Annotated in this window: 28 protein-coding genes; 13 read left to right on the top strand and 15 right to left on the bottom strand. The window is 70.3% G+C overall.

All coding sequences use genetic code 11. The features are described from left to right. Nucleotides 1-42: 42 nt before the first annotated feature. Both BN1701_RS16330 and BN1701_RS16325 read right to left on the bottom strand, forming a co-directional pair. Entirely contained in the window at nucleotides 43-849 is an 807-nt protein-coding gene (locus BN1701_RS16330) for a DUF4097 family beta strand repeat-containing protein (protein WP_054049802.1), read from the bottom strand. Further along, a complete protein-coding gene (locus tag BN1701_RS16325; RefSeq protein WP_054049800.1) occupies nucleotides 846-1,340 on the bottom strand; it encodes a toxin-antitoxin system HicB family antitoxin in 495 nt (164 codons plus the stop codon). The genes BN1701_RS16330 and BN1701_RS16325 overlap by 4 nt, the downstream gene beginning before the upstream one ends. Nucleotides 1,341-1,438: 98 nt before the next feature. Between BN1701_RS16325 and thyX the strand changes: the two genes are divergently transcribed. The 9 genes from thyX to BN1701_RS16285 all read left to right on the top strand — a co-directional run bounded on the left by thyX (nucleotide 1,439) and on the right by BN1701_RS16285 (nucleotide 8,630). Beyond that, on the top strand, nucleotides 1,439-2,191 hold the full coding sequence (gene thyX, locus BN1701_RS16320) for an FAD-dependent thymidylate synthase (RefSeq protein ID WP_054049798.1): 753 nt from the start codon (nucleotides 1,439-1,441) through the stop codon (nucleotides 2,189-2,191). A 4-nt stretch (nucleotides 2,192-2,195) separates the two neighbouring features. Further along, nucleotides 2,196-2,582 (top strand): ACT domain-containing protein, encoded by a 387-nt coding sequence (locus tag BN1701_RS16315; protein WP_054049796.1) that lies wholly within the window; start codon nucleotides 2,196-2,198, stop codon nucleotides 2,580-2,582. Nucleotides 2,583-2,638: 56 nt separating this feature from the next. Next, a complete protein-coding gene (locus BN1701_RS16310; protein WP_054049795.1) occupies nucleotides 2,639-4,105 on the top strand; it encodes a serine/threonine-protein kinase in 1,467 nt (488 codons plus the stop codon). 23 nt (nucleotides 4,106-4,128) lie between these two features. Beyond that, the gene (locus tag BN1701_RS16305; RefSeq protein ID WP_054049793.1) at nucleotides 4,129-4,755 is read left to right on the top strand and encodes a TIGR03085 family metal-binding protein; all 627 of its coding nucleotides are present in this window, start codon (nucleotides 4,129-4,131) and stop codon (nucleotides 4,753-4,755) included. A 45-nt stretch (nucleotides 4,756-4,800) separates the two neighbouring features. After that, nucleotides 4,801-5,478, top strand: coding sequence for a hypothetical protein (locus BN1701_RS16300; protein WP_054049791.1), 678 nt, complete (start codon nucleotides 4,801-4,803; stop codon nucleotides 5,476-5,478). A gap of 50 nt (nucleotides 5,479-5,528) precedes the next feature. Continuing rightward, nucleotides 5,529-5,651, top strand: a complete 123-nt coding sequence (locus BN1701_RS37855; RefSeq protein WP_255364629.1) for a hypothetical protein — start codon at nucleotides 5,529-5,531, stop codon at nucleotides 5,649-5,651. An 80-nt stretch (nucleotides 5,652-5,731) separates the two neighbouring features. After that, complete coding sequence (gene dapA, locus BN1701_RS16295) at nucleotides 5,732-6,748, top strand: 4-hydroxy-tetrahydrodipicolinate synthase (RefSeq protein WP_054049789.1); 1,017 nt, start codon at nucleotides 5,732-5,734, stop codon at nucleotides 6,746-6,748. Between the two features lie 8 nt (nucleotides 6,749-6,756). Then, complete coding sequence (locus BN1701_RS16290; protein ID WP_157368442.1) at nucleotides 6,757-8,442, top strand: ribonuclease J; 1,686 nt, start codon at nucleotides 6,757-6,759, stop codon at nucleotides 8,440-8,442. Between the two features lie 8 nt (nucleotides 8,443-8,450). Further along, on the top strand, nucleotides 8,451-8,630 hold the full coding sequence (locus BN1701_RS16285; protein WP_054049785.1) for a 2-hydroxymuconate tautomerase: 180 nt from the start codon (nucleotides 8,451-8,453) through the stop codon (nucleotides 8,628-8,630). A 22-nt stretch (nucleotides 8,631-8,652) separates the two neighbouring features. Here BN1701_RS16285 and BN1701_RS16280 read toward each other — a convergent pair whose 3' ends face one another. The 3 genes from BN1701_RS16280 to BN1701_RS16270 all read right to left on the bottom strand — a co-directional run bounded on the left by BN1701_RS16280 (nucleotide 8,653) and on the right by BN1701_RS16270 (nucleotide 13,350). Then, nucleotides 8,653-9,744, bottom strand: coding sequence for a ScyD/ScyE family protein (locus tag BN1701_RS16280; protein ID WP_231949614.1), 1,092 nt, complete (start codon nucleotides 9,742-9,744; stop codon nucleotides 8,653-8,655). Nucleotides 9,745-9,946: 202 nt separating this feature from the next. Beyond that, a complete protein-coding gene (locus BN1701_RS16275; protein WP_157368021.1) occupies nucleotides 9,947-12,205 on the bottom strand; it encodes a SulP family inorganic anion transporter in 2,259 nt (752 codons plus the stop codon). A gap of 185 nt (nucleotides 12,206-12,390) precedes the next feature. Beyond that, on the bottom strand, nucleotides 12,391-13,350 hold the full coding sequence (locus BN1701_RS16270) for a DMT family transporter (RefSeq protein WP_054049781.1): 960 nt from the start codon (nucleotides 13,348-13,350) through the stop codon (nucleotides 12,391-12,393). An 82-nt stretch (nucleotides 13,351-13,432) separates the two neighbouring features. Here BN1701_RS16270 and BN1701_RS16265 point away from each other — a divergent pair, with 82 nt between their 5' ends. Continuing rightward, nucleotides 13,433-14,329 (top strand): spermidine synthase, encoded by an 897-nt coding sequence (locus BN1701_RS16265; protein ID WP_054049779.1) that lies wholly within the window; start codon nucleotides 13,433-13,435, stop codon nucleotides 14,327-14,329. A 64-nt stretch (nucleotides 14,330-14,393) separates the two neighbouring features. On the opposite strand, the gene BN1701_RS16260 is transcribed toward BN1701_RS16265, so the two are convergent. Further along, entirely contained in the window at nucleotides 14,394-15,218 is an 825-nt protein-coding gene (locus BN1701_RS16260) for a 1-acyl-sn-glycerol-3-phosphate acyltransferase (protein WP_054049777.1), read from the bottom strand. A 98-nt stretch (nucleotides 15,219-15,316) separates the two neighbouring features. On the opposite strand from BN1701_RS16260, the gene BN1701_RS16255 reads away from it, so the two are divergent. Then, on the top strand, nucleotides 15,317-17,722 hold the full coding sequence (locus BN1701_RS16255) for a DNA translocase FtsK (protein ID WP_054049774.1): 2,406 nt from the start codon (nucleotides 15,317-15,319) through the stop codon (nucleotides 17,720-17,722). Nucleotides 17,723-17,830: 108 nt separating this feature from the next. Continuing rightward, nucleotides 17,831-18,301: a hypothetical protein gene (locus BN1701_RS35605; protein WP_157368019.1), complete on the top strand. Its 471-nt coding sequence runs from the start codon at nucleotides 17,831-17,833 to the stop codon at nucleotides 18,299-18,301. A 21-nt stretch (nucleotides 18,302-18,322) separates the two neighbouring features. On the opposite strand, the gene BN1701_RS16245 is transcribed toward BN1701_RS35605, so the two are convergent. The 9 genes from BN1701_RS16245 to BN1701_RS16205 form a co-directional block, all read right to left on the bottom strand. Further along, entirely contained in the window at nucleotides 18,323-18,778 is a 456-nt protein-coding gene (locus BN1701_RS16245; protein ID WP_067520758.1) for a phospholipase, read from the bottom strand. Nucleotides 18,779-18,869: 91 nt separating this feature from the next. After that, nucleotides 18,870-19,619, bottom strand: a complete 750-nt coding sequence (locus BN1701_RS16240; protein WP_054049771.1) for a nitroreductase family protein — start codon at nucleotides 19,617-19,619, stop codon at nucleotides 18,870-18,872. A 4-nt stretch (nucleotides 19,620-19,623) separates the two neighbouring features. Further along, the gene (locus tag BN1701_RS16235; RefSeq protein ID WP_054049769.1) at nucleotides 19,624-20,814 is read right to left on the bottom strand and encodes a YcaO-like family protein; all 1,191 of its coding nucleotides are present in this window, start codon (nucleotides 20,812-20,814) and stop codon (nucleotides 19,624-19,626) included. Next, nucleotides 20,811-21,314 (bottom strand): hypothetical protein, encoded by a 504-nt coding sequence (locus BN1701_RS16230; RefSeq protein WP_157368018.1) that lies wholly within the window; start codon nucleotides 21,312-21,314, stop codon nucleotides 20,811-20,813. The genes BN1701_RS16235 and BN1701_RS16230 overlap by 4 nt, the downstream gene beginning before the upstream one ends. Beyond that, nucleotides 21,311-21,817, bottom strand: a complete 507-nt coding sequence (locus BN1701_RS16225; RefSeq protein WP_054049766.1) for a hypothetical protein — start codon at nucleotides 21,815-21,817, stop codon at nucleotides 21,311-21,313. The genes BN1701_RS16230 and BN1701_RS16225 overlap by 4 nt, the downstream gene beginning before the upstream one ends. Beyond that, entirely contained in the window at nucleotides 21,814-22,593 is a 780-nt protein-coding gene (locus BN1701_RS16220) for a hypothetical protein (RefSeq protein WP_054049764.1), read from the bottom strand. The genes BN1701_RS16225 and BN1701_RS16220 overlap by 4 nt, the downstream gene beginning before the upstream one ends. Further along, on the bottom strand, nucleotides 22,590-23,462 hold the full coding sequence (locus BN1701_RS16215) for a MerR family transcriptional regulator (protein WP_067520756.1): 873 nt from the start codon (nucleotides 23,460-23,462) through the stop codon (nucleotides 22,590-22,592). Before BN1701_RS16215 ends, BN1701_RS16220 begins: the two co-directional genes overlap by 4 nt. A gap of 62 nt (nucleotides 23,463-23,524) precedes the next feature. Continuing rightward, complete coding sequence (locus tag BN1701_RS16210; protein ID WP_255364628.1) at nucleotides 23,525-24,025, bottom strand: amino-acid N-acetyltransferase; 501 nt, start codon at nucleotides 24,023-24,025, stop codon at nucleotides 23,525-23,527. A 9-nt stretch (nucleotides 24,026-24,034) separates the two neighbouring features. Next, nucleotides 24,035-24,322 (bottom strand): hypothetical protein, encoded by a 288-nt coding sequence (locus BN1701_RS16205; protein WP_054049762.1) that lies wholly within the window; start codon nucleotides 24,320-24,322, stop codon nucleotides 24,035-24,037. 112 nt (nucleotides 24,323-24,434) lie between these two features. Between BN1701_RS16205 and BN1701_RS16200 the strand changes: the two genes are divergently transcribed. Further along, nucleotides 24,435-25,643 carry an acetyl-CoA C-acetyltransferase gene (locus BN1701_RS16200; RefSeq protein ID WP_157368017.1) on the top strand — a complete coding sequence of 403 codons (1,209 nt, stop codon included), beginning with the start codon at nucleotides 24,435-24,437 and terminating at the stop codon, nucleotides 25,641-25,643. Nucleotides 25,644-25,699: the final 56 nt, after the last annotated feature.

The following is a 25,699-nucleotide window of genomic DNA, read 5'->3' as shown; positions in this document are numbered from 1 at the left end:
GTGAGGAACCTTCGCGTAATATCGCAGACCTTTACTGTTCAGTTAGGTTGTCGCGAGCCCGATGACGGCGGTGCCGGAGCCGGTTCGCCCGCGCACCCGCAGCAAGGACGCGGACTCGGGCCTGCTGTTGGTGAGCGGCAACTCGCTGCGTGCGGTGCCCGAGCCGGACGACAGGTCGATCTCCGCCGTCGAGTCCGCCCGGACGCTGATCCGCAGATCGCCGGAGCCGCTGGTCAGCTCGACCTGGCCGGACACCGCGTCCGCGATCGTCACGTCGCCGGTGCCGGTGCGCACCATCACGTCGCCGGTCACCGTGCCCAACCACACGTTCCCGCTGCCCGTGTGCACCGAGGACGACCCTGCGACCACGGCGGACTCCACGTCTCCGCCGCCCGAGCGCAGCTTCACCGCGGCCGCGTTCGCGACCCGGATCGCGGCCACGGCGGTCGCCTCGACACGGCCCGCGTCGCCGGTCACGGTGACGGGCGCGCTACCCGCGCGGACCTCGACGTGCGATCCCTTGGGAGCGGTGACGACCACCGCCAGCGGCACGCCGCGCAGCGGGAGGGTCTGGGGTGAGCGGACCACGAGCCTGCCCGCGCCGAACTCGATCCGCGTCTGGCGGATCGCCTCGGCGGGGACATCGGCGGGCGCGTCCTCGCCGAGAGCTCCGCTGACCCAGCTCATCAGGTCGGCCAAGGGGGAGGCGTCGCCCGGTGCGTGCCGGACGGTCACGGTGACACCCGGTTCGTCGGCGAGCCGGACCTCGATCGAGCCGGACCCGATGGTCAGCGAGAGTTCGACCGGGCCGTCGGCCTCGAACGCGCGGGTGCTGATGGGGTCGGTCATCCCTCGTACCAGCCCTGCACTCGGGAGCCGTCTTTCTTGTCCCAGCCCTTCTCCCAGGCCTTGTCCCACTTTCCCCGGCCCTGCAACGCGCCCTGGACGGCCTGCTGGACGAAGGTGTTGAGGGACACGCCCTGGGAGGAGGCGGCCTGTTCGGCCTTGGCCTTGAGCTCCTCGAACAGGCGCAGGGTCATGCGGCTCATGTCGCCGCCGTCGAAGGGCGGCGGCTTTGGTGTCTCGGTGGTGTCACTTGGCGTCTGGGTGACGACGACACGCACATCACGGCCGTCCAAGCGGAGTTCCACAACCTGGTCGGGAAGTGCCGCTGTGACCTCGGCTGCGAGGTCGGACAGGGCGTTCATCAGGGCCAGACGGGCCGCGGGCTCGATCGCGGCGCCCAGAACAGCGGCGGCGCGGCGCATCGACTCGTCGCCTGCCGACGCCGTTGTGGTGAGGTCGTCGCGCAACGTGGCTAGATACTGGTTCAGGTCCATGACACCACCATGACACCACACATGACATCGGTCAAGGAAACCCGGGATCTCGACTACGCTGGCCGCGAAGTCGCAGACGGAAGAAGAGGACGGGCCACGTGACCGAGACGGTGTCGCCGAAGGTGCAGCTCATCGCCAAGACCGAGTTCTTCGCCCCGGCGGACGTCCCGTGGTCCACCGACGCCGACGGCGGCGAGGCGCTCGCGGAGTTCGCGGGCCGAGCCTGCTATCAGTCGTGGAAGAAGCCGAACCCGGCCACGGCGACCAACGCCGGGTACATCAACCACATCATCGAGGTCGGCCACCTGTCGGTGCTCGAACACGGCAGCGTCAGCTTCTACATGACCGGGCTGTCGCGCTCGCTCACCCACGAGTTGATCCGCCACCGCCACTTCTCCTACTCGCAGCTCTCCCAGCGCTACGTGCCGGAGAAGTCCGCCGCGATGGTCGAGCCGGACGTCATCGCCGAGGACCCCGAGCTGCACGCGAAGTTCCTCGAAGCCGCGCAGGCCGCGCAGGACGCCTACAACGAGCTGCTCGCGGGCCTGGAGAAGAAGTTCGCCGACGTCAAGAGCGCCACCCTGCGCAAGAAGCAGGCCCGCCAGGCCGCCCGCGCGATCCTGCCCAACGCCACCGAGACGCGCATCGTGGTCACCGGCAACTACCGCGCCTGGCGTCACTTCATCGCCATGCGGGCCACCGAGCACGCCGACGTCGAGATCCGCGCGCTGGCCGTGGAGTGCCTGCGCCAGCTGCAGAAGGCCGCGGGCAACGTCTTCGCCGACTTCACCATCGCCGCGCTGCCCGACGGCACCGAGGTCGCCTCCAGCCCGCTCGTCGCCGAAGGCTGAGCCGGTGAAGCGGCTCGTCGTCGACGTCGTCCCCGGCGCCTACACCGTCACCCGGCTCGACCCGGGCACCCCGGTCCCCGCGGCACTGTTCGAGGTGGACGGTCTGGTGTCGGTCACCCGGACACCGGCCGAGGTGTCGATCGTGTCGCCGTCGTCGGCCGCGCCAGAAGGCGGGCAGGCCGAGGCAGGTTGGCGGCTGCTGACCGTGCGCGGGCCGCTGGAGTTCACCCTCACCGGAATCATGGCGTCGCTGGCGGGTTCACTGGCCGCCGCCGGGGTGTCACTGTTCGCGGTGTCCACCTTCGACACCGACCACATCCTGGTCCACGATGCCGACCTCGTCCGCGCCACCGCCGCGCTGAAAGAGGCGGGTCACGAGGTCCACGGATAACGGCGACCCCGCCGCGAGCGACACACTAGGATCTCCCCGGCTGAGGAGGTACACCGGTGTCGCAGGAGCACGGACCGACCGTGGCGCACGGCCCCCGCATGGTCGCGGGCCGCTACGCCATTCTCAACGAGCTCGGTCGGGGCGGGATGGGCATAGTCTGGCTCGCCGAGGACACCATGATCGGGCGGCACGTCGCGATCAAGGAACTGCACCTGCCCGAAGGCGTGCCGCACAGCGAGCGCACGACCTTCGAGCAGCGCGTGCTGCGCGAGGCCCGGACCGCGGGCCGCCTCAACGACCCGGCCGTGGTGACGGTGTTCGACGTCGTGCAGGAGTCCGGCGCCACCTACATCGTCATGGAGCTGATCCAGGCGCCGACGCTGTCCGATGTGGTCAAGGAGCGGGGCCCGCTGCCCGCCGACCAGGTCGCCAAGGTCGCCGACCAGCTGCTGTCGGCCCTCGAAGCCGCGCACCAGGCCGGGATCATCCACCGCGACGTCAAGCCAAGCAACATCATGCTGGCCGCCAACGGCCGGGTTAAGCTCACCGACTTCGGCATCGCCCAGTCCCTCGACGACCCGCGCCTGACCAGCAGCGGAATCCTCATCGGCTCGCCGTCCTACATGGCCCCCGAGCGCATCCGCGGCGAGGAGGCGGGCGCGCCTTCAGACCTGTGGGCGCTGGGCGCGGTGCTGTTCTACGCCGTCGAGGGCTATTCGCCCTTCGAGCGCGCGACCACCGCCGCCACGATGCACTCGATCCTCAGCGAGGTCCCCTACCTGACCAGGGGTCAGGGCGCGCTGGCCTCGGTGATCACCGGCCTGATGATCAACACCCCGCAGGCCAGGCTCACCTCCGGCCAGGTGCGCGGCCTGCTCGGCCACGTGCAGACGGGCCCGGTGACCGGCCAGACGATGATGAACGGCGGCACGGCGTACTTCCCGCACGGCCAGCAGACCCACGCGCTCGCGGCGGCGGGCCCGAAGAAGAAGAGCATCAACTCGTCGGTCGCCTTGACCCTGGCGGCCGTGCTGGCTGTGCTGGCCGGCGTCGGCGGGTACTTCCTGAGCAGCGCCATCAACACGCCGTCGTCGAGCGACACCTACGTCGCGCAGAAGTTCACCTACGGTCCCAACGGCGATCTTGGGGACTTCGGTATCAGCGACGGCTACTGCAGCGAGAGCAAGCTGCAGAACGGCACCTCCTTCGACTCCGGCGACGACTGCAAGAAGCCGTTCTACTTCCAGGTATACGGATATCTGGAACCCACCAACTCCTCGAACAAATTCACCTACGCGGGCGACGAACTCAAGGAACTGGGCGACCGGTACTGCGCTTGGCTGTTCAAGTCCGAGCGGGTCAAGGACGACATCAAGGCGAGTCTGGGCTACGCGGTGATCGTCCCGTCCAAGGACAACTGGGACACCGACACGTCCGACGGCGGCGACCGCACGGTGTTCTGCGTGGTGCTCGACAAGTCGGGGAAACTGCTCGACGAGTCCCAGATCACCGCGCGCAGCTAACTTACTGCGGGTAAGTTAGAGGTATGGGTGTAGCCAAGGACGAACGTGCACAGCTCAGCGACCTGTTCGCCGAGGTCGGCCCCGACGCGCCCACGCTCTGTGGCGAGTGGAAGACCCGCGACCTCGCCGCGCACCTGGTCGTCCGCGAACGCCGCCCCGACGCCGCGGGCGGCATCCTGCTCAAGCCGCTGGCGGGCTACCTGGACCGTGTCCAGGACTCCTACGCCGCCAAGCCGTGGACCGAGCTGGTCGACCTGGTGCGCTCCGGCCCGCCGCTGCTGTCGGTCTACCGGCTCCCGATGGCCGACGACCTGCTCAACACCACCGAGTTCTACGTCCACCACGAGGACGTCCGCCGCGCCACACCCGGCTGGGCGCCGCGCCCGGCCGACCGCCACCGCGAGGCCGTCCTGTGGGCCGCGCTGGTCCGCGCGGGGAAGATGATGTTCCGCAAGAGCCCGGTCGGGATCATCCTCCAGACCCCCGAGGGCAAGTCCACCACGGTCAAGCGCGGCGCCGACACCGTCACGATCACCGGTGCCGCCAGTGAGCTGCTGCTTTACGCGTTCGGTCGCTCGGAGTCCGTTGTGGACTTCGAGGGCGACCAGTCGGCCATCGGCAGGGTCAACGGTCTCAACCGCGGTCTTTAGCTAATCGCCTGGCAAGGGCGAGTGCGGTGGTCGAGACTGTCGACCATGGGCGATGTTTCGTGGATCTTCGACCTCGTCTCGCCCGATGACTCGGTGCGCGGGCGGGCCTTGGCGCGTCACCAGGCCGCCGTCGCCGAGGGGCGCACGGCGCTGCACTGGATGAACTCGGTGTGGGCCAGGGCGGGCACCCCCGCGCCCGCCGAGCCCTGGCTCGCCGCCGAGATGGACCAGGCCCGCGCCGCGATGGACTGGCACAACAAGCAGACGATCTTCGGCCTCCTCGACGGGTTCCACAGCGACGACGCGCTGGTCCGGGAGATGCACGCCCCCTTCGTGGTCCTCTACCTGGTGTGGGAGGGCAGCTTCCCCGACGAGTGGCGCGACCCGGCGTCGTGCTCCTGGTCGCCGTGGACGCGCAAGGCGGCCCTCCTGGCGTCCCTGGCCCGCGAGGGCGTGCCTGACGTGATCCGGTCGCAGATGACCGACCTGCTGATCGGCGCGCTCTACCGGTCGTATCGATGCAAGGACTGGATCTACGCGGCGATGGTGCGCCACCTGAGCGACCAGTCATTCGTCGCCAAGATCACCGAACTGCTCGACGCCGAGGATCCGCTGGTCCGACTTCGCGCGGAATACATTCTGTACTTGGCGGAATTCCCTGAGACCGTGGTCCGACGCAAGACCTGGCGACGCTGGCTCGCGGGCGAGCTGCAACGGCGCTGAGCCCGCAGGCGATGTCTCGTAGTGGATCACGAGACTCAGGGAGCTGACCTGTGCGTAAGAACCCGGCGTTGACCTTCCAGGGCGCACTGCGGATCTTGGGCAAGTACGACTCACCCGCGATCAACAAGCTCCTCGGCGGCGCCCGGCTGTGGGCGGCGGCGCCGTCGCGTTGATCGCACCAGAAGGTGACAAGAGTCGCTGGCCAGCAGGTCGCGAGCGGCGGGACAGTGACCAGCGGGTAGCGTCTTGTCCTATGACCGCAAGTCCCACCGCCGCACCCGGCAGGCCGTTCGGCCGGGTGCTCACAGCCATGGTCAGCCCGTTCGACGCCGAGGGGGCCGTTGATCTCGGGCGGGCTCAAGAGCTCGCCGTGCGCCTGGTCGACCTGGGCAACGACGGCCTGATCGTCAACGGCACCACGGGCGAGTCGCCGACGACATCCGACCAGGAGAAGGCGGACCTGGTGCGGGCCGTGGTCGAGGCGGTCGGCGACCGGGCGACGGTGGTTGGCTCGGTGGGCACCTACGACACCGCCCACAGCGCGCACCTGGCCAGGGCGGCCGAGAAGGCGGGCGCGCACGGGCTGCTCGTGGTCACCCCCTATTACTCCCGCCCGCCGCAGGCCGGGCTGCTCGCGCACTTCACCGCCGTCGCCGACGCGACCGCGCTGCCGGTGATGCTCTACGACATCCCGCCGCGCTCGGTGGTGCCCATCGAGGTCGACACCCTGCGCAGGCTCGCCGAGCACCCGCGGATCAAGGCGGTCAAGGACGCCAAAGGCGACCTCCTGGCGGGCAGCCAGGTCATCGCAACCACCGACCTCGCCTACTACTCCGGTGACGACGCGCTGAACCTGCCGTGGCTGTCCATCGGCGGGGTCGGGTTCGTCAGCGTGATCGGGCACGTGGTCGCCGACCGGCTGCGGTCCATGGTGGACGCCTACGAGTCCGGCGACGTCGCCGCCGCCCGAGAAGTCCACAATGGACTTCTCCCGGTGCTGCGCGCGTTCAGCCGGGTCGGCGGCGTGGTCTTCTCCAAGGCCGCGCTGCGACTGGGCGGACTCGACGCGGGCGACCCGAGGCTGCCGCTGGTGCCCGCCACCGCGGAGCAGGTCGGCGCCATCGCCGCGGATCTGGCCGAGGCCGGGCTTCCGCACACCGCGGAGACCCGGGGCGCCGACCCCGCCACCGCGCGCGTCGCGCACACCGACGCCAACGCCGCGTACGTCAACACCACGACACACACGAGCGCCGGGACGGTCCATAAGTGAGCAGCGAGATGTCCGGTAAGCGGCCCGCCAACCAGCCAGGCCCGCTGCCGGAGGGGGGCCTGCGCGTCGTCGCGCTGGGCGGTATCGGCGAGATCGGCCGGAACATGACCGTCTTCGAGTACGGCGGCAAGTTGCTGATCGTCGACTGCGGCGTGCTGTTCCCCGAGGACCAGCAGCCCGGCGTCGACCTGATCCTGCCGGACTTCCGCGCCATCGAGGACCGCCTGAGCGATATCGACGCGCTCGTGCTGACCCACGGCCACGAGGACCACATCGGCGCCGTTCCGTTCCTGCTGCGCCTGCGGCCGGACCTGCCGGTGATCGGCTCGCGGTTCACCCTGGCCCTGGTGGCGGCCAAGTGCCGCGAGCACCGGCTCACCCCGAACCTGCACGAGGTCAAGGAAGGCGAGCGGCGCGCGTGGGGCCTGTTCGACTGCGAGTTCTTCGCCGTCAACCACTCCATCCCTGACGCGCTGGCCGTCGCCATCCGCACGCCCGCGGGCCTGGTCCTGCACACCGGCGACATCAAGCTCGACCAGCTCCCGCTCGACGGCAGGCTCACCGACCTGGCTGGTTTCTCCCGCCTCGGCGACGAGGGCGTCGACCTGTTCCTGGTCGACTCGACCAACGCCGAGGTCCCCGGCTTCGTCATCTCCGAGCGCGAGATCGGCCCCGTCCTCGACAGCGTCATCACCCGCGCCACCCAGCGCGTCATCGTGGCGTGCTTCGCCAGCCACGTGCACCGCGTTCAGCAAGTCCTCGACGTGGCCGTCGCGCACGGCCGCAAGGTCGCGCTGGCTGGCCGGTCGATGGTGCGCAACATGGGCATCGCCGCCGACCTAGGCCTGCTCACCGTGCCGCCCGGCCTGTTCGTCGGCATGGACGAGGCCATGGGCATGCCGGAGGACCAGGTCCTGTTCGTCTCCACCGGCTCCCAGGGCGAGCCGCTCTCGGCCCTGTCGCGGATGGCGCGCGGCGAGCACCGGCAGATCTCCATCCGCCCCGGCGACACGGTCATCCTGGCCAGCTCGCTGATCCCCGGCAACGAGACCGCCGTGTTCGGCGTGGTCAACGGCCTGGTCCGGCTCGGCGCGCACGTCGTGCATCAGGGCAACGCCAAGGTGCACGTCTCCGGCCACGCCCCCGCGGGCGAGCTGCTGTTCCTCTACAACGCGGTGCGCCCGAGCAACGTCATGCCCGTGCACGGCGAGTGGCGCCACCTGCGCGCCAACGCCGCGCTCGCCGTGCAGACCGGGGTGCCCGCCGACCATGTGGTCATCGCCGAGGACGGGGTGGTGGTCGACATGGTCGACGGCCGCGCCAAGATCACCGGCCGGGTCGAGGTCGGCCACGTCTACGTCGACGGCCTGTCGGTCGGCGACGTCGGCGAGTCGACGCTGTCCGACCGGCTCGTCCTGGGCGAGGGCGGCTTCATCTCGATCACCGTCGTGGTCGAGTCGGCCACCGGCCGCGCCGTGTCCGCCCCGACCGTCTCCGGCCGCGGCTTCTCCGACGACCCGAAGGCGCTCGACGAGGTCGTCGCGCTGGTCGAGATGGAGCTCTCGCACACCGAGTCCGAAGGCATCACCGACACCCACCGAATCGCCCAGTCGGTGCGCCGCGTGGTGGGCCGCTGGGTCGCCGACACCTACCGCAGGCGGCCGATGATCGTGCCGACCGTCATCCCGGTTTAGGAGATAACGTGCCGTTGATCTCGGTATCGATGTATCCGGGGCGCACGCCCGAGCAGAAGGCCGAACTGGTCGCCAAGCTGACCGACGCCTTCGTGGAGACCTGCGGCGGCACCCGCGACGGCGTGTGGGTCATGGTGAACGAGGTCGCGCCAGAAAACTGGGCCGTGGGCGGGGAGCTTCGCGGATAGTCCCCGGCCCACAGCTCAGCGACTAGAGCGGGATCCGCAGGACGGTTCCGCCGCCTGGGCAGACACCGCAGTTCGACACGTACGCGGCGCCGTGGCGGAAGGTCACGCCGCCCGGCAGGAACAGGCCTTCGCTCATCACGACGGTCTGCTGTCCGTTCTTGCCGACCCGGATCAGCGCACCGGTCGGGTCGCCGGAGAGCAGGCCGTTGGTGGCGATCTCCAGCACGTAGAGCCTCCCGCCGGAGAATCCCAGGTCGACGATGTTGGTGAACCCACTCGCCACGACCTTCGCCGAGTTTCCGGACACCCGCCAGACGCGCGCGGCGCCGGGCTGGAACGGGAAGCCGGTCAGCTCGCCGACGTAGTACGCGCCATCGGGGCCTATGACGACCGACGTGGGCACCGACTGCGCGGGCATCTTGCCCGGCGGCAGGAACGGCGGCGCGTCGACCAACTGGTCGGGGAAGACCGCCAAGGTGGTGAACGATCCGTTCGGCCGGACCTTGACCAGCGCGTTGCCGCCCGCGTCGGCCACGACGACCCCGGTGGGTCCCGCGACCAACGAGTTCGGGTTGCTGTCGGGCAGCCCGCCGTCGGGGTTGGCCGCTGCCTCGTAGCCCGCGACGTCGGCGACCTGGCGCCAGCCCTGTGGGTGCTTCTTGAGCAGCCAGCCCATCGCCGCCTGGCCGGTGGCGGGCAGCCCGGCCCGCTCTGCCGGGTCCGCGCCGAGGCCGACGGTGAACAGCAGCTTGCCGCCGCTGAAGTCGACGTCGGACGGGCCGAGCGCCTGCGAGCCGTCCGGGTGGGCGATCGACGGCAGGCCGCTCACCACGCGGTGCGGCACGCCATGGTGGATCGCCGACACCGAGCCGGACGTGCCGAAGCAGACGTCCTCGCCCTCCGGCCCCGGGAAGCACGGGCCCGCTCCGCCGGTGCCCGCCTCGGCCACGTAGAGGGTCCCGTGGTGGTCGAAAGCCAGGCCGCGGGGGTTGTTCAGGCCAGTGGCCACCGTGGTGACACCGCCGCCGTTCGCCTGTGCGGTCCAGGGCGTAAGCAGCGACATACCCATCGCCGCGGCGAGCACCGCGACCGATCGGGTTCGGGGCGGGCGCATGTCGAACTCCTTTCGGGCAGGGGGTGACCCGGCCAGTCTTGTCCGGGTTCACCCACCCGCTAGGGCCAAAGGCCCACCGAAAGTCTCTATCCGCGTCGAGCGGCTCGCGCCAGAACGACCGCGATGGTGGCGGCGGCGAGTTGTCGCAGCAGCTGGTTCCGCTCCCGCCGCCGCTCGCGTTTGGTCAACCGCATGCTCATTCCTAAGACGTCGTCGGACGCACGTCCGATGTGACGGCGCCCACCTGTTTGCCGGGCAGTGGCTCGAAGTGTTCGCTGGTCTCGTCCAGCATCAGCAGAGTGCCGGTGGGGATGTCGAAGAACAGCCCGACCAGCCGCACCCGGCCCGCGGTCGCCGCGGCGGCCACGTCCGGCATCCCGCGCAGCGACTCCAGCTGGACCGACACGTTGACCATGGCGAGCTGGTCGACCTCCGACCACCCGGCCGCCGCGGCCTGCCGACCCAGTGGGTGACCCTCGCGCCAGGCCCGCAGGCTCGGGCCCGCCCAGCGCAGCCAGCGGCCGATCGGGTCGTTCTCCGGGCCCGACAGCAGCGCGGTCATCGCCCCGCAGCGGGAGTGCCCGCAGATGATCATCGTTGGCACGTGCAGGTGGTCCAGCGCGTAGAGCACGCCCGCCCGCATCGACAGGTCGCCGGGCACCAGGTTGCCGACGTTGCGCAGGGTGAACAGGTCGCCGGGGCCGGAGGTGGTGATCACGTTCGGCACGATCCGGGAGTCCGCGCAGGTCAGGAACATCGCGTGCGGCTGCTGCGCGGCGGCGAGCTTGCGTAGGTGCGGGCGCAGCATCGGCGCCCCCCGGCGGTGGTACTCGCGGGCGCCGTCGAGCAGTGGGCGCAGGACGTGGTCGCGGGTCTGCCGGGGGATCGGCACCCCGGCGGCCGCGACCGGGAGCTCGCCCTGCCAGTGCGACCACGGCGAGAACCACCGCGGCGCGGGGCCGGTCCGCTTGCGCCGGGCCGTCGGGCCGGGGCCGCCGATCTCATCGACCACCACGGTCCCGCCGGTCGACTCGTGCTGCCGCTGCCAGGCCGAGAGGTGTTCGTAGGCGGCGTGGTCGAGGTAGTCCACGACCAGTTCCAGGTGCACCGCGCTGCCGTCGGGCACCTGCGCGAGCACGCGCGACAGCCGCGGCAGCGACAGGAAGCACAGCGTCCCTTCCACCACGACCGCGCAACTGGCGTCGTCAGGGCCGCGCTCCACGCGCACCCGCGCCCACACGATCCGGCGCAGCGTGGCCAGCAGCGCCACCGCGAACCCCAGCAGCACCCCTTCGAGCAGGTTGAGCAGCACCACCCCGGCCACCGTCACCACGTAGACCGTCAGCTCGCCGTGTCGGCGGGCCGTGCGGATGTCGGTGAGCTTGACCAGCTTGATCCCGACGACCACCAGCAGCGCGGCCAGCGCCGCCAGCGGTATCCGCTCGACGATGTCGACCAGCAGCACGGTGAACAGCAGCACCCAGACTCCGTGCAGCGTCGCTGAGGCCCGGGTGCGTGCCCCGGCCCGCACGTTCGTCGCGCTGCGCACGATCACGCCGGTGATCGGCAGGCCGCCGAGCATCCCGGAGACGATGTTGGCGCTGCCCTGGCCGACCAATTCGCGGTTGAGGTCGCTGCGGTGGCCGTCGCGCAGCTTGTCCACCGCGACCGCGGAGAGCAGGCTCTCGACGCTGGCGATGATCGTCATGGTGAACACGCCGAGCAGGAACGGGAACCACTCGCCGTGGGGCAGGGTGGGCAGGGCGATGGCCGACAGCGGCGCGTCGGGCAGCGACACCCTGGCCACGTCGACCCCCGACGTGAACACGGTGACCAGCACGATCGCGACCAGCGGGCCCGGCACGGCGCGCACCCGGGCGGGCAGACGGGGCCACGCCAGCAGCAGTGCGATCACCGCCAGACCGATCACGGTCGCGGCGCCGTGGTGGCCCATGACGCTCGCGGGCAGGTCACGGAAGTTGTGCAGGGCGCTGGCCACCGGCGATCCGCCGAGCAGCACGTGCACCTGGCTGATCACGATCGTCACACCGATGCCCGCGAGCATGGCGTGCACGACCGTGGGGGAGATGGCGAGCGCGGCGCGGCCGATCCGGCAGGCGCCGAGCAATACCTGGAGCACGCCCGCGCACACGGTGATGGCGCAGGTGACGGCCCAGCCGAACTGGCTGATGAGTTCGGCGACGACGATGGTGAGTCCGGCGGCGGGGCCGCTGACCTGGAGGCGGGAGCCGCCGAGCGGCCCGGCCACGAGCCCGCCGACGACGGCGGCGATGAGGCCCGCGAGGACGGGGGCGCCCGAGGCGGTGGCGATGCCGAGGGAGAGGGGGACGGCGATCAGGAAGACGACGAGCGAGGCGGGCAGGTCCTTGCGAAGATCACTGAGTCGGTAGGTGTGGCGCGGCGGGGCGTGGGCCGGGCCGCCGGATCCAGGTGTGCCCATCGGGACCTCCATTGCGTTCGGTTGTCATGGACTCCACGGTGAAGACCGGAGATGAGCACATGGTGACCGATCGAACACGATGTGTCGCCTTCGGAAAGTAAACATCTCTTTACCGAGGCGCGGTTCGTGACGCGTTTGAAGATCGACTCTCACTCGACCGCGTGAACTTCGACGTGACCGAGGTCTCAATCGGTGGGTAGCGGATCGGCGGGCGTGACGGGACCGTGGGCCGCGACCTGCACCAGCGCGGCGCCGGTCAGCAACACCGCCATACCGCCGATCTGGACCGGCGTCAGTGTCTCGCCGAGCATCAGCCACGCCAGTACGGTGGCCACGATCGGCTCCGAGAGGGCCAGCACACTGGCCACTGTGGACGGTAGATGGCGCAGGGAACTGATGCTCAGCGCGTAGGCGAGCGCCGTGCTGATCAACGCGACCGCGACCAGCAGCGTCCACACCGGCACGTGCCACTCGCCGAACGGCTGGACCGTCCCGGCCGCGGCGAAGTCGATCTCCCAAGGCGGGGAGACCACGAAGATGCCCGCCGCTCCGATCACCATGCCCCATGTGACCATCCCGATCGGGTGGTGCTCGCTCGCGCCCCGTTCCCCGAGCAGGTAGTACGACGCCGAGCACAGTGCCGCGCCCATCCCGGCGAGCAGTCCGACGCCGTCGAGGTCCAGCGACTTCCACACCTGCGCCACCAGCGCGAGCCCGGTGAACGCCAATCCGGTGCCGATCCAGGACAGCAGCGGCAGGTGGACGCGGCGGACGAACCGGACCCAGAACGCCACCAGCACCGGTGAGGTGTACTCCAGCAGCATCGCGATGCCGACGGGCAGCCGCGAGACCGCGATGAAGAACAGCAGCTGCACCAGCGCGACGCCGAGCAAGCCGTAGGCGATCAACAGCCGCCACTGGTCCCGCCGCACCCGCAGGATCGACGGCTTGATCAGCATGACGCCGACCAGTAGAACCACCGCGGCCAGCCCGGCGCGGACGCTGGCCACCTGCTGCGGGGTCATCCCGGACTGCATCGCCGCCTTGGCCAGCGGGCCCGAGCTACCGAACGCGACGGAGGCCATCAGGATGTAGAGCGTCCCGCGGCCTCGGTGCGTAACCGGCTTTTCGAGTTCGATAGTCACGGGGACAGTCTGCCTCACATCTCGGGTGCAATGGTTGGATGGTAGGACGTTTGTCCGGCGAAGCGTTAGCCGCGGGACCTCTATGCTTCGCGCGGAACGCGCGGAGGTGACATTGCACGGCGAACGACCGCGGCCGGTGCCTGGGCTGCACCGGGTCCGGTTCGGCACCGCGGAACTGCTGGCCGACCTCGACCGCGACAACGGCTGGCTGCTCACCGTCGAGGGCGTCGCACAGTCCTATGTGGATCTTGACGACCCGTGGCACCTGGAGTTCGACTACGTCCGGCGCATCGGCGACATCATCGACGCCCTACCGTCGGGACCGCTGGACGTGCTGCACATCGGCGGCGGGGCGGCCACCCTGCCGCGCTACCTGGCCGCCACCCGACCCGACTCCGACCAACTGGTGATCGACGCCGACGGCCCGCTCATCGACCTGGTCCGCGCCGAACTGGGCCTCGACACGATCCCGGGGCTGCGCGTCATGGTCGCCGAGGGTCGCCCGGCGGTCGCCGAACTGCCCGACGCCGACTACGACCTGGTCGTCCTCGACGCCTACGAGCGGGCCGCGATGCCCGGCGGCCTGGCCACCCGCGAGTTCCTCGCCGACGCCCAGCGCACCCTGCGGCCGCACGGGACGATGGTGGTCAACATCTCCGACGGGCCCGGCCTGCGCTTCGCCCGCCGGTTCGTGGCCACCATGCTGTCGCTGTTCCCGCACGCGCTGCTGCTCGCGGAACCGACGGTGCTGCGCGGCAGGCGCTACGGCAACCTCGTGGTGGCGGGTTCCGCCGACGAACTGCCGGTCCGAGACATCGCCTCCAGGGCCGCGGCCGCGGCGTTCCCGGCCCGCTGCGTGCCGACCGAACAGCTCAAAGCCTTGGCCGCCAGGGCCGTCCCGATCACCGACGCGAACCCGATGGCCACGCCCACCCCGCCGGAACACGCCTTCGGCCTACCCGATCGGTCCGGCCAGTAGCACCCGGTCCCGCACCTCGGCCTTCGCCCGCACGGGGGCGCGGCGCCAAGGTAAGGCGGCTGATCTACGGCCGCCAGGGGCTCTTGGAGTCGCACGGACGGGTCGGATCGTGGAACTTGGGCGTGTCCGGCTCGTCCGCGCGCAGCGGGATCAGATCCGCGGTGATCGCCTGCATGATCCGGGTGTGCGCCCGCATCGCGTCGCCCGGCTTGTCCAGGGTCAGGCCGGACAGGTCGACCCGCGGCCCAAAGTGCACCCTGAACACCGGGCGGTCGCGCATCGCCCGGAAGAACGAGAACAGCAGCGGCTTGACGTCCTTCCAGCCGGAGACGACCTCCGAGCCCCAATAGACCGCCTCGTGCGCGCCCCACTGGCTGATCGTCACCACCGGCACGTCCCCGGCCAGCGCCATGCGCGCCACGCCGGTCTTGCCGCGTTCCGGCCACAGGCCTGGCTCCCGGCTGACCCGGCCCTCCGGGTAGACCAGCAGCGGAATCCGCGCCTCGCCCAGCGCCTCGGTGGCCCGGTTGAACGCCTCGGCGACGTTGGCCTTGCCCCGGTCGACCCGCAGGTGGCCGGACTTGCGCAGGAACGCGCCGAGCACCGGGGCGTCGAGCAGGCCCGCGGTCAGCATGAACCGGGGCGGGAAGCCCGCCTTCGCGCACGCCGCGATCAGCACGAACGGGTCGAACATGCCGATGTGGTTGGCCGCGACGAGCACCGGTCGGCCGCGCAACTCGGGCGGGAACTCGCCGGTGATCTCGATCCGGCCGACCGAACGCACCAGCGCTCGATCGATCCAGATGCCGATCCGCCAGACCAGTGGCGTGTCGATGGCCTTCACCCTTCGGCGTGTCGACTGTTCAGCGTGGCTCCGCAGCGCAACCATGGCCAGAGCATCGCATGTCCCAGGCAGGCGGCTCGAATGCGCCCTGTGGCCAGAGTGACCCCTGGGGCGGGAGGGTAGGGCCGACTACCGTGTGGGCTATGGCGACGACCTCCAAGACCCCGGGCAAGAAGGCGCCCGCGCGCAAACCGGCTGCCAAGCCCGCCGCGCGCAAGCCCGCTGCCCGCAAACCCGCCAAACGCCCGAACGTCCTGGTGGCGCTGGTCGGCGGCGGGTGGGGTCTGCTGGCCAAGGGTGCGGGGTCGATCGCCCGCGCGATCGGGCGCACCAAAGAACTCGACCCGGGCCACCGCCGCGACGGCATCGGCTTCACGCTGATCGCACTCGGCGTCGTGCTCGGCGCGGCGGTCTGGTGGCGCGCGGCCGGGCCGGTGGGCCGGGGGATGGAGGACGGCGTCCGCACGGTCTTCGGGGCGTTGACCGTCGCGCTGCCGCTGGTCCTGTTCGTCACCGGTGTGGTGCTGATGCGCACGGACCCGGCGCCGGAGAAGCGTCCGCGCTACGTCGTGGGCACCTTGCTGATCGCCCTGGCGATGATGGGCATCCTGCACGTGTTCAGCGACATGCCCACCGACAACGAGGGCCGCATGTACGCGGGCGGCGCGCTCGGTTTCGTCTCCGGCGGGCTGCTGGCCAAGGGCGTCACCGCCTGGGTCGCGCTGCCGGTGCTGGTCCTGGTGCTTGGCTTCGGCGTGCTGGTGTTCACCGGCACCCGGATCAAGGACATCCCGACGCGGCTGCGTGAGCTGGGCATGGACCCGCAGGACCGCGAGGACGCGACGCCGGTCGAGGAACCCGAGCCGGAGCCGGTCAAGCTGCGCAGGCCGTCGCGGCGCAGGCAGGCCGCCGCGGTCGAGACCGAGCAGCCCGAACTGCCGCTCGACGAGCCCATGCCGCCGCGGGTGCGCGCGGAGCAGGTCAAGGAGAACAAGCCCGCCGAGACGAAGAAGCCCAAGGACGAGATCAGCGTCACCCGGGTGGTCGACGGCGACTACACCCTCCCCGACCCGTCGATCCTGGCCGACGGCGACGTGCCGAAGACCCGCAGCAAGGCCAACGACCTGATGATCGAGGCCATCAGCGGGGTACTCGACCAGTTCGCCATCGACGCACAGGTCACCGGCTTCACCCGCGGCCCGACCGTCACCCGGTACGAGGTCGAGCTCGGCCCCGGCGTGAAGGTCGAGAAGATCACCGCGCTGACCAAGAACATCGCCTACGCCGTGGCCACCGACAACGTCCGCCTGCTCGCGCCCATCCCCGGCAAGTCGGCGGTCGGCATCGAGGTTCCCAACAGCGACCGCGAAATGGTCCGCCTCGGCGACGTCCTGCGCAGCGCGACCGCGGTCAAGGACACGCATCCGATGGTGGTCGGCCTCGGCAAGGACATCGAAGGCCACATGATCACGGCCAACCTGGCCAAGATGCCGCACCTGCTGTGCGCGGGCTCCACCGGCTCCGGCAAGTCCAGCTTCGTCAACTCGATGCTGGTCTCCCTACTGGCCAGGGCGACACCGGACGAGGTCAGGATGATCCTGATCGACCCGAAGATGGTCGAGCTGACGCCGTACGAGGGCATCCCGCACCTGATCACCCCCATCATCACCCAGCCGAAGAAGGCCGCCGCCGCGCTGACCTGGCTGGTCGAGGAGATGGAGCAGCGCTACCAGGACATGCAGGCCAACCGGGTCCGCCACATCGACGACTTCAACAAGAAGGTCAAGACCGGCGAGATCACCGCACCTCCGGGCAGCGAGCGGATCTACCGCCCGTACCCGTACATCCTGGCCATCGTCGACGAGTTGGCCGACCTGATGATGACCGCCCCCCGCGACGTCGAGGACGCGATCGTCCGCATCACCCAGAAGGCCCGCGCGGCCGGAATCCACCTGGTCCTGGCCACCCAGCGCCCCTCGGTCGACGTCGTCACCGGCCTGATCAAGACCAACGTCCCGTCCCGACTGGCCTTCGCCACCTCATCGCTCACCGACTCCCGGGTCATCCTCGACCAACCCGGCGCCGAAAAGCTGATCGGCATGGGCGACGGCCTCTACCTGCCCATGGGCGCCTCCAAACCAGTCCGAATCCAGGGCGCCTACGTCAGCGACGAGGAAATCTCGGCCATCGTCAGCTTCACCAAGGAACAGGCACAGCCGGACTACACCGTCGGCGTCACCGCCGCCAAGGCAGGCGAGAAGAAGGAGATCGACGCCGACATCGGCGACGACCTGGACCTGCTGATCCAGGCCACCGAACTGATCGTGACCTCCCAGTTCGGCTCCACCTCGATGCTGCAACGCAAACTCCGCGTCGGCTTCGCCAAGGCAGGCAGACTCATGGACCTCCTGGAGACACGCGGCGTCGTCGGCCCCTCGGAAGGCTCCAAGGCCCGCGAGGTCCTGATCAAGCCGGACGAACTCGAAGGTGTCCTGTGGACCATCCGAGGCGGAGGCCCCACAGACACCGACGACGATCAGGAAGACTAAGTAGGCAGGCGCAGACGTAAGGGGCCGAACCGAACGGCCCGAGCGGGCACCCACAAGCAACCCCGCCCCCCGTAACTTCCGTCTCAGCGGTGAGAAGAAGGAGCAACCATGCTGAACGGTGTAGTCCGGGTCATCGCGCTCGCGGCTTTGGTGACGGTGACGGCGTGCGCCCCCGCAGTCCAGGCGGGCGCCCCCGGCGGCGGTGGTGGTGGTAATGGTGGGGCCATGACATCCCAGACCACGCCCAGTTCCCCGCCCGCCGACCCCGGTCCAGCCCTGGGAGCATCCTTCCCCGTGAACAAGGGCGCCACAGTCCGCCTGGAAGCCCCCAACGTCACAGTCGGCTACCAGGAACTCGTCGAAGACAGCCGCTGCAAACCCGGCAACGTCTGCGTCTGGGAAGGCGACGCCAAAGTCAAGGTCTCGGTCACCGTCGCCAAAGCGGCCCCCCAGATCCTGGAACTGCACTCGAACAAGAAATTCACCACCGCCGCGACCGCGGGCCCCTACCGCGTCGAGGTGGTCGACCTCGACGTCGACGCCAAGGTCCTCACCCTGAAGGTGACCCAGGCGGGATAGCCCGCCCGGGTCAGCCGAAGATCAGGAACCGCCGCCGAAGGTCCGCACGGCCTGGTAGTACACGTCAGCGGTCCGGTTGCACGCCCAGTTGCCGTTGCAGATCGTGTAAAGGTCGCTCTTGAACTTGTTGTCGATGCTCAGGCGGGTCGTCTCGTTGAACCGGCCCTGCTTCTTGTAGTTGCGGTAACCGAAGTCGTGGCGGTAGCACGCCTTGACGAAGTTGAAGCCGAACGGGTTGTCGGGGGAGTTCGAGCAGCCGTCGGAGGACCAGTCGAGCTGCGTGGCGTAGGGCCGCGCGTTGCGGGTCGAGATGAACGTGTTCAGCGACTGGTTGAACAGGTAGCTGTCGGTCGTCGTGCGCAGCTGGGTGGGGCTCAGGTCCGCGGAGGCGGTGCCCGCGCCGAGGATGAGCGCGAAAGCGGCGACGATGGCGGCGAGCGCACCGCGCGTGGTGTGTCGCAGGGTTGACGTGGCCACGGATCTCCCTTGAGACCGTCGGTCCACCCGCTGTGGACCGGATGTGGCCAATTACGCCCTGTCCCAACGGTTTTCGGCACCACCGTTCGGGCTAGGTCACCTCAAGGATGGGTGACCGGCGCGTGAAAACGCGGCCACGGTTGGCTTTCCGGCCGCAGACGTAGGTCGTGGCCACCCTTACCCGGTCCGATGTCAACCCCAGCAACCCCAGTAGTTCCCGGTCCGCACCCCCTCCGAGCAGGTATCCGGCCAGGCCCCGTTCGGCCACCCGCAGCGCGAGCGACTGTGCCGCCGCACCTGCCTCGACCAGTCCAAACCGGCCTGCGCGCGGCCCGTACTTGGTGAACTGCTCCTGGTCATCCAGAACCAGAACGATGACCAACTGAGGAACGTCACCGACGGTGCCGATCAACCGGGACAGTTCACTCCACTGAGGACACTCGGTCAGGTCCTGCAGCGAGTGTCCGGCCGGGTCGTAGCGCGTGACGCGGCCGGTCAGCTCGTGGTCGGCGTCGACCAGGATCGGGTACGCGCGCACGGCGTTGAGTCCGCCCGCCGACGGGTAGGACCGCCGCCCTGGTTCGGGTTCGGCGAGTGCGCTCAGGACGCTGCCCAGGTCGCGGTTGGACAGCGGGCCCCGGCCGAACTCGCGCTCGCTGCGACGCAGGCCGAATAGGCGGGCGAGCCGGTCCCGCGGCCGGTGCAGCGCGACCGGCGGCGCGGGCAGGACGAACGGGTCCAAGGTGCGCGGCGCGGCGCGGTGGTCAGCCAGCCGGTCGGCGAAGGCGCGCTGCGTCAGGGTGGTGAGGCTGGTCTCGGTCCAGAACTCGTCGAATGTCATCGGCTCAGCCCAACGGGTGCGGGTAGGGGGACGGGAACGCCGTGTGCGCTGTCAGCTCCGGGTAGCGCCAGGACACCTCGGCCGCGCGGCCGCCCACGTGGGGCCAGCGGTGGTCGGAGTGCAGCGGGGTGAGGTTGGGGGACAGCGCCCGGACGCAGTGCAGGCCGACTGCGGCCAGTTCCGGGGTGGTCAAGTCGCGGTAGGCGAGCCGGATGTCCGCGCCGGTGAGCGCGTCGACCAGGGTTCGCAGGTCGCGGTCGGGGGCGTCGGCGGGCGGGTCGCCCGCCTTCCCGCGCCAGAGCGGCAGGTCGGCCCACTCGTCGGCGTGGGTGTAGTAGACGGCGTGCTTGTCGAAGTCGGTGACCTGGTCTGGGCGCAGCGGTCCGGTGTCGCCGAGGCGGACCCGGATGAACACGGTGCCCTGGCACCACTCGGCCCACGCCTTGTCGACGGCTTCCCGCCAGGTCGGCTTGCACGCCAGTCCGAGGGTGGGCCGCGCGACGCCCGCCACCGGCAGCGTCCCGGCGATAGCGGCGACCGGGTACGGGCTGTAGGCGGGGGTGAGGTCGAACGCGGTGATCTCGCCGCCGAGCGCGGTGACCGGATCGGCGAGCCGATCGGGGACGGCGACCCGCGTGGGCGCCAGGCCGTGCAGCCAGACCGTCGTGAGCGCGTCGCGTTCGATGAGTTCGCTGACGGCGGCGGTGAGCGCGGCCGTGGCCGATGGGCCCGCCGCGAGCCCGGAAGACGTCGAGGGCAGACCGTGGCGGGCGTCGAGCGAGAGCAGGCCAGCCGGGACCTGGACCGGCCGGTTGTCGGGGAGCGTCCAGGCGTGGGTGTATTCCGGATCCCGGTATCCGGGGAACGGAAAGCCGGGGACGGCGCGCTGGGCCGGGGAATGCAGGGTGAAGGTGTCAATAGGCCACCGCGGGCCGTCGGTGTCGACAGTCTCAAGTGGACAGCGGGTGGCGGCGTGCCGTTCCAGCGCCTCGGCGATGGCGGCCAGGCGGGCGGACTCGGGGTCCAGACTCACGCCGCCAGACGTGCCGCCCGTGGTGGACGGGTCGGGGATCGCCGCGTAACCCGGTATGTCTACATCGGACAGTGAGTGTGGGGTCTCCTGGAGGCGGGACACGACACCCTGGCGCCAGCCGACCGCGCGGTCGAGGAGCAGCGAGGACAGCGGGAGCCTCATCGGTAGGCCCTGATCGCGAAGACGACGGCTACCAGCGCGAGCAGGGGGCCGACGACCAGATAGACGCCGGAGAGCAGCAGGTATGCCCCGACGACGAACTCCATCCCGAACAGCACGGCGAACAAGAGGATCCTGGCGACCGCCGCGTACGGCCGAGGTGCTCCGGCCCGGGAAGCCACAGCCCACGTGAACACCGACGCGCCGATCAGGGTGACGGCCGCGAGCAGCAGGTCCCAGTCGATTGACAGGCCGATCGGGCCGAATACCACGACGAGCAGCGCAGGCCAGACCGCCGCCGCCCACCACGGCGCGGCCGTCCGCCGCGACTCGGGAGCGTGCGACTCGCGCAGATCGTTTCGCATGCCGCTGTGCAGGACGATCGGTGCCGACAGAGTGGTGGCCAGGCAGCAACAACAGCAGCAACAGCAGGTCGGCGTCGCCGCGGTGGCGGCCAGTGCGTCGGGGCTGAACTGGTCGGGCAAGCGCAATGGTGCGCTCATCGGTCCCTCCTGAGCGAGTGGGAGATGCCTGCCAGCGCCACCAGCGGTCCGACCACCAGGTAGAGGCCGAAGAACAGCAGGAGCATGCCGCCGAAGAAGAACTCGACGACGAACAGCAGGGCGTAGAGGAGCAGCCTGCCCCCGGCGGCGGCGGGTCGAGGGGATCCGGCCGCGGCGGCGACCAGCGCGGAGATCACCGCCGCGCCCGCCGCGCAGGTGATGATGATCAGTGGCCAGGAGTCCACGCTCGCGGAGTCGAGCAGCGTGTACGTGGCGATGAGCGACGTGAACCACACCGCCACCGCCCAGACCGGGCCTGCTGCCTTTCGCCGATCCGGACTTGGCGTGCGGTCAAGGTCCCGGCGGAGGTCGCCGTGCAGGGCGATCGGGGCGGTCAGCGTGGTGGCCAGGCAGCAACAGCAGCAGCAACAGCAGGTCGGCGTGGCCGCGGTGGCGTCGAGCGCGTCGGGGCTGAACTGGTCGGGCAGGCGTAAGGCGGTCATTCCTGTTCCCACGGCAGTGCGATCCGGCCGGGATGCGGGCGCGAGCAGCTCTGACAGTCCGCGCTGGGCAGGACGTCCTCGGCGGTGGTCGTCAGCGTTCGCAGGTCGTAGGCGATGGTCCGCTGCAGCAGCGCCAGTGAGCCGTCGCCGAGTTCGCGCAGGGCGTGCGCGGCCAGGGTGACCGGGAGGTCCGGCCACGCCGCGGCTTTCGGGGCGGGGGGCGGCTTCGGGTCGCCCCAGCGCTGTCCGGCGCGGCGGGCCAGGCACTCCAGGCAGGAACTCGCGCCGGGGACCACCAGTGGGCCGAGCACCACCGTGTGGTGGAAGGCCACGTCGAGCAGCACATGGATCTGTCCACTCTGGACCAAACCGGCACTCAGGCCGACCAGCTCGGCCAGCCGTGCCGTGGTGCGCACGACCACCAGCACATCCGGCGACGAGACCGGCGGGAACGCAACGGCCAGGGCCGCGGTCAGCTCGGGGGAGGCGTCGCCGAGGACCTGGGTGCCGACGCTCAGCGTCCGAGCCGCGCCGTCGCGCGGCAGCGACGCCGGTCGAAGGGCGCCGAGGGTCTGGAGTTGGGGCAGCACGGCCCTGGTCGACTCCGGCAGGTCGGCGGGCTCGACGTCGCGGCCGTCGAACAGGTCGGCGAGGCGGTGGGCGTCGGCGGCGGGGACGTCGGGAACGAGATATACGAGGTCGGCGCCCGCGAAGACGACCAGCCCCTCGGCGCGGGCTTGGGCGTGCCAGGCCGGGTTGACGGTGAGCGCGGTCATTGGTCTTCCCTGGTGTTCTCAGCGGCCGCGGTGGCCTCGGCGATGTAGGCCTCGATGTCGGCGTCCAGCGGCTCGTCCGGGTGCGGGCGCGCACCTTCCAGACGTTCGGCCAGCACGGGCACGGTGTGTCCGGCCCATGTCGGCTGACCGTCGTCGGGGAGCAGGTCGTGTTTGCGGGCGAATCCCTCGGCGGCGTCGCGGATCGACTCGCGCAGGGCGCCCGCGACCACACCCTGGGCGGCCTCGGTGAGTTCCACCAGCAGCGCTTTGACCCGGTCGAGCTGGTCGTCGCTGGCGGCCCGGTTCGACACGTCCGGCCAGAGGACGCGCTCGAACACGTCGACGAAATCGGCGGCGATCCGGTCGGTCTGGGCGCGCAGGCGCTCGAAGGCGTCGAGGATCTCGACAGGCGGCACGGTCAGCCGGGTCATGGCCATGCCGGTGTCCAGGGCCCAGCGCCGGACGAACGGCCTGCCGCGCTGCCAGCGCACCAGACCCATCCGGCTGGCCCGGCGGAACAGCTGCGGACGCAGGTCTCGCGTGGAGACCAGCGTCCGCAACTCCCGCACACCGACCGGGACCCAGTCATCCGGGCCACCCGATCCGGTGAGGCCGAGCACGTCGCCGACGCGAGCCCCCAGGTCTCGCGCGGCGATCAGCTCGGCGATCGCGGGCAGCGAGAAACCCCGCTGCTGCAACCTGTTGACCAGCCCGAGCCGCTCGACATGCGACGCGTCATAGCGGGCCGTGCGGCCCTCGCGCCGGGGCGGATGCAGCAGTCCCCTCGTCTGATACATCCGGATGGTGCTGGTCGGCAGCCCGGCCTCGGCGGCCAGCTGCTCGACAGTCAGCGCGGTTTCACGTCGCACACCACGATCCTGTCGGACCGCCACTAGTCTAGTCAAGACTCTTCGAGTGATTACTCGAAGAGTCAGAGCTTTAGGAGCATCCGGGTGTTGCCGAGGGTGTTGGGCTTCACATAAGGCAGGTCCAGGAACTCCGCGACACCCTCGTCCATCGAACGGCGCATCTCGTCGTAGACCTCCGGTGTCACCGGGGTGCCGTCGATCTCCACGAACCCGTGCCGGGCGAAGAAATCGATCTCGAACGTCAGGACGAAGATCCGGGCCAGGTCCAACTCGCGCGCGGTCGTAAGCAACTGGTTGACCAGCGCGTGGCCGACCCCGAGTCCGATCGCCGATGGCAGCACCGCGATCGTGCGGATCTCGGCGATGTCCTCCCACAGCACGTGCAGCGCGCCGCAGCCGACGAGTTCGCCGTCGACCTCGGCCACCCAGAACTCCTGCACGTCCTCATAGAGCGTGACGAGTTCCTTGGCCAGCAGGACACGGCCGACATAGGTGTCGATGACGGCCTTCATGGTTCGGACATCGGTGGTCCTGGCGCGACGCACCACAACGGACGGCTTCACACCGAGGATCTAAACAGGTGGCGGAACTTGTTTCCGCTCGCCAGTGCTGAGCGCGCCGAAGAAGCCGAGGAACGACGCCAGACCCGCCAGCGCGGTGTAGTAGGCGGCCGTTCCCGAGATCAGGATCCCCGCGAAACAAGCGGCCGACAGCAGCACCCAGCCGAGCGGATGGGCCCAGCGCAGCAACCAGGCGCGCGCGCCGGTCGCGTCCTCCCGTGGATGGATGAACAGGAACACGGCGGCGGGCACGAGTGCCGCGCCGCCCAGCAGCCACAGAGATACTCCGGCGAAGGTCACACCTCCACCATCACCCCGCCGGCCCTGGCGGGCATCGGGGGCCGCCCCCGAGTTTTCCCTGATGACGCGGGGTGGCCGGGGCGGGCTGCGGGACCCAGGCAGAATGGCCCGCATGCGCGATGCCGTGATCTGTGAGCCCGTCCGCACCGCCGTCGGGCGGTTCGGCGGGGTGTTCAAGGACGTGCCGGTGACCACCCTGGCCGCCACCGTCATCCAGGAGCTGCTGCGGCGCACCGCCATCGCGCCCGAGGTGATCGAGGACGTCGTCTTCGGCCAGTGCTACCCCAATGGCGACGCGCCCGCGCTCGGCCGGGTCGCGGCGCTGGACGCGGGCCTGCCGGTCACTGTGCCAGGGCTGCAGCTCGACCGGCGCTGCGGGTCCGGGCTGCAGGCCGTGCTGGACGCCGCGATGCGGGTGCAGACCGGCGTCAACGACGTCGTGCTGGCAGGTGGCGCGGAGAGCATGAGCCAGGTCGAGTTCTACTCGTCGGCGATGCGGTGGGGCGTCAAGGGCACCGGCGTCGAGCTGCACGACCGGTTGGCCAGGGCGCGCGTGACGGCAGGTGGGGTCAACCACCCCGTCGACGGCGGGATGCTGGAGACCGCCGAGAACCTGCGCCGCGAGTACGGCATCCCGCGGGTCGAGCAGGACGAGGTGTCGGTCCGGTCGCACGAGCGGGCGGTGGCCGCGATCGAGGCGGGACGCTTCGCTGACGAGATCGTGCCGGTCGTGGTGCCTGGCCGCCGGGGCGACACCGTGGTCGACCGCGACGAGCACCCGCGCCCGGAGACGACCATGGACAGCCTCGGCGCGCTCAAGCCGATCATGGGACGGCAGGACCCGGACGCCACGGTCACCGCGGGCAACGCCAGCGGACAGAACGACGGCGCCGCGGTCTGCCTGGTGACCACGCCGGAGAAGGCCGCCGAGCTCGGTCTGCGGCCGCTGGCCCGGCTGGTGACGTGGGCGAGCGCGGGTGTGCCACCCAAGACGATGGGCATCGGCCCGGTGCCCGCCACCGAGAAGGCGCTCTCGCGCGCCGGGCTGACCCTGGCCGACATGGACCTGATCGAGCTGAACGAGGCCTTCGCCGCCCAGGTGCTCGCCTGCACCCGCGAGTGGAAGTTCGCCGAGTCGGACTGGGCGCGGACCAACGTCAACGGGTCCGGGATCTCGCTGGGCCACCCCCTCGGCGCCACCGGCGTCCGCATCCTGACCACGATGCTGCGGGAGCTGGACCGCCGCGAGGCCCGGTACGCCCTGGAGACGATGTGCATCGGCGGCGGGCAGGGCCTCGCGGCGGTGTTCGAGCGGGTCTGACCACATCATCCAGGGGTTGACGGGCGGTGACCGCCGGGGCAGTGGCACCATAGAGG

This window comes from Alloactinosynnema sp. L-07 (assembly GCF_900070365.1).
Classification (GTDB): Bacteria; Actinomycetota; Actinomycetes; order Mycobacteriales; family Pseudonocardiaceae; genus Actinokineospora.
Note: the sequence above shows the minus strand (reverse complement) of the source record. Positions and strands in the feature narration are given on the sequence as shown.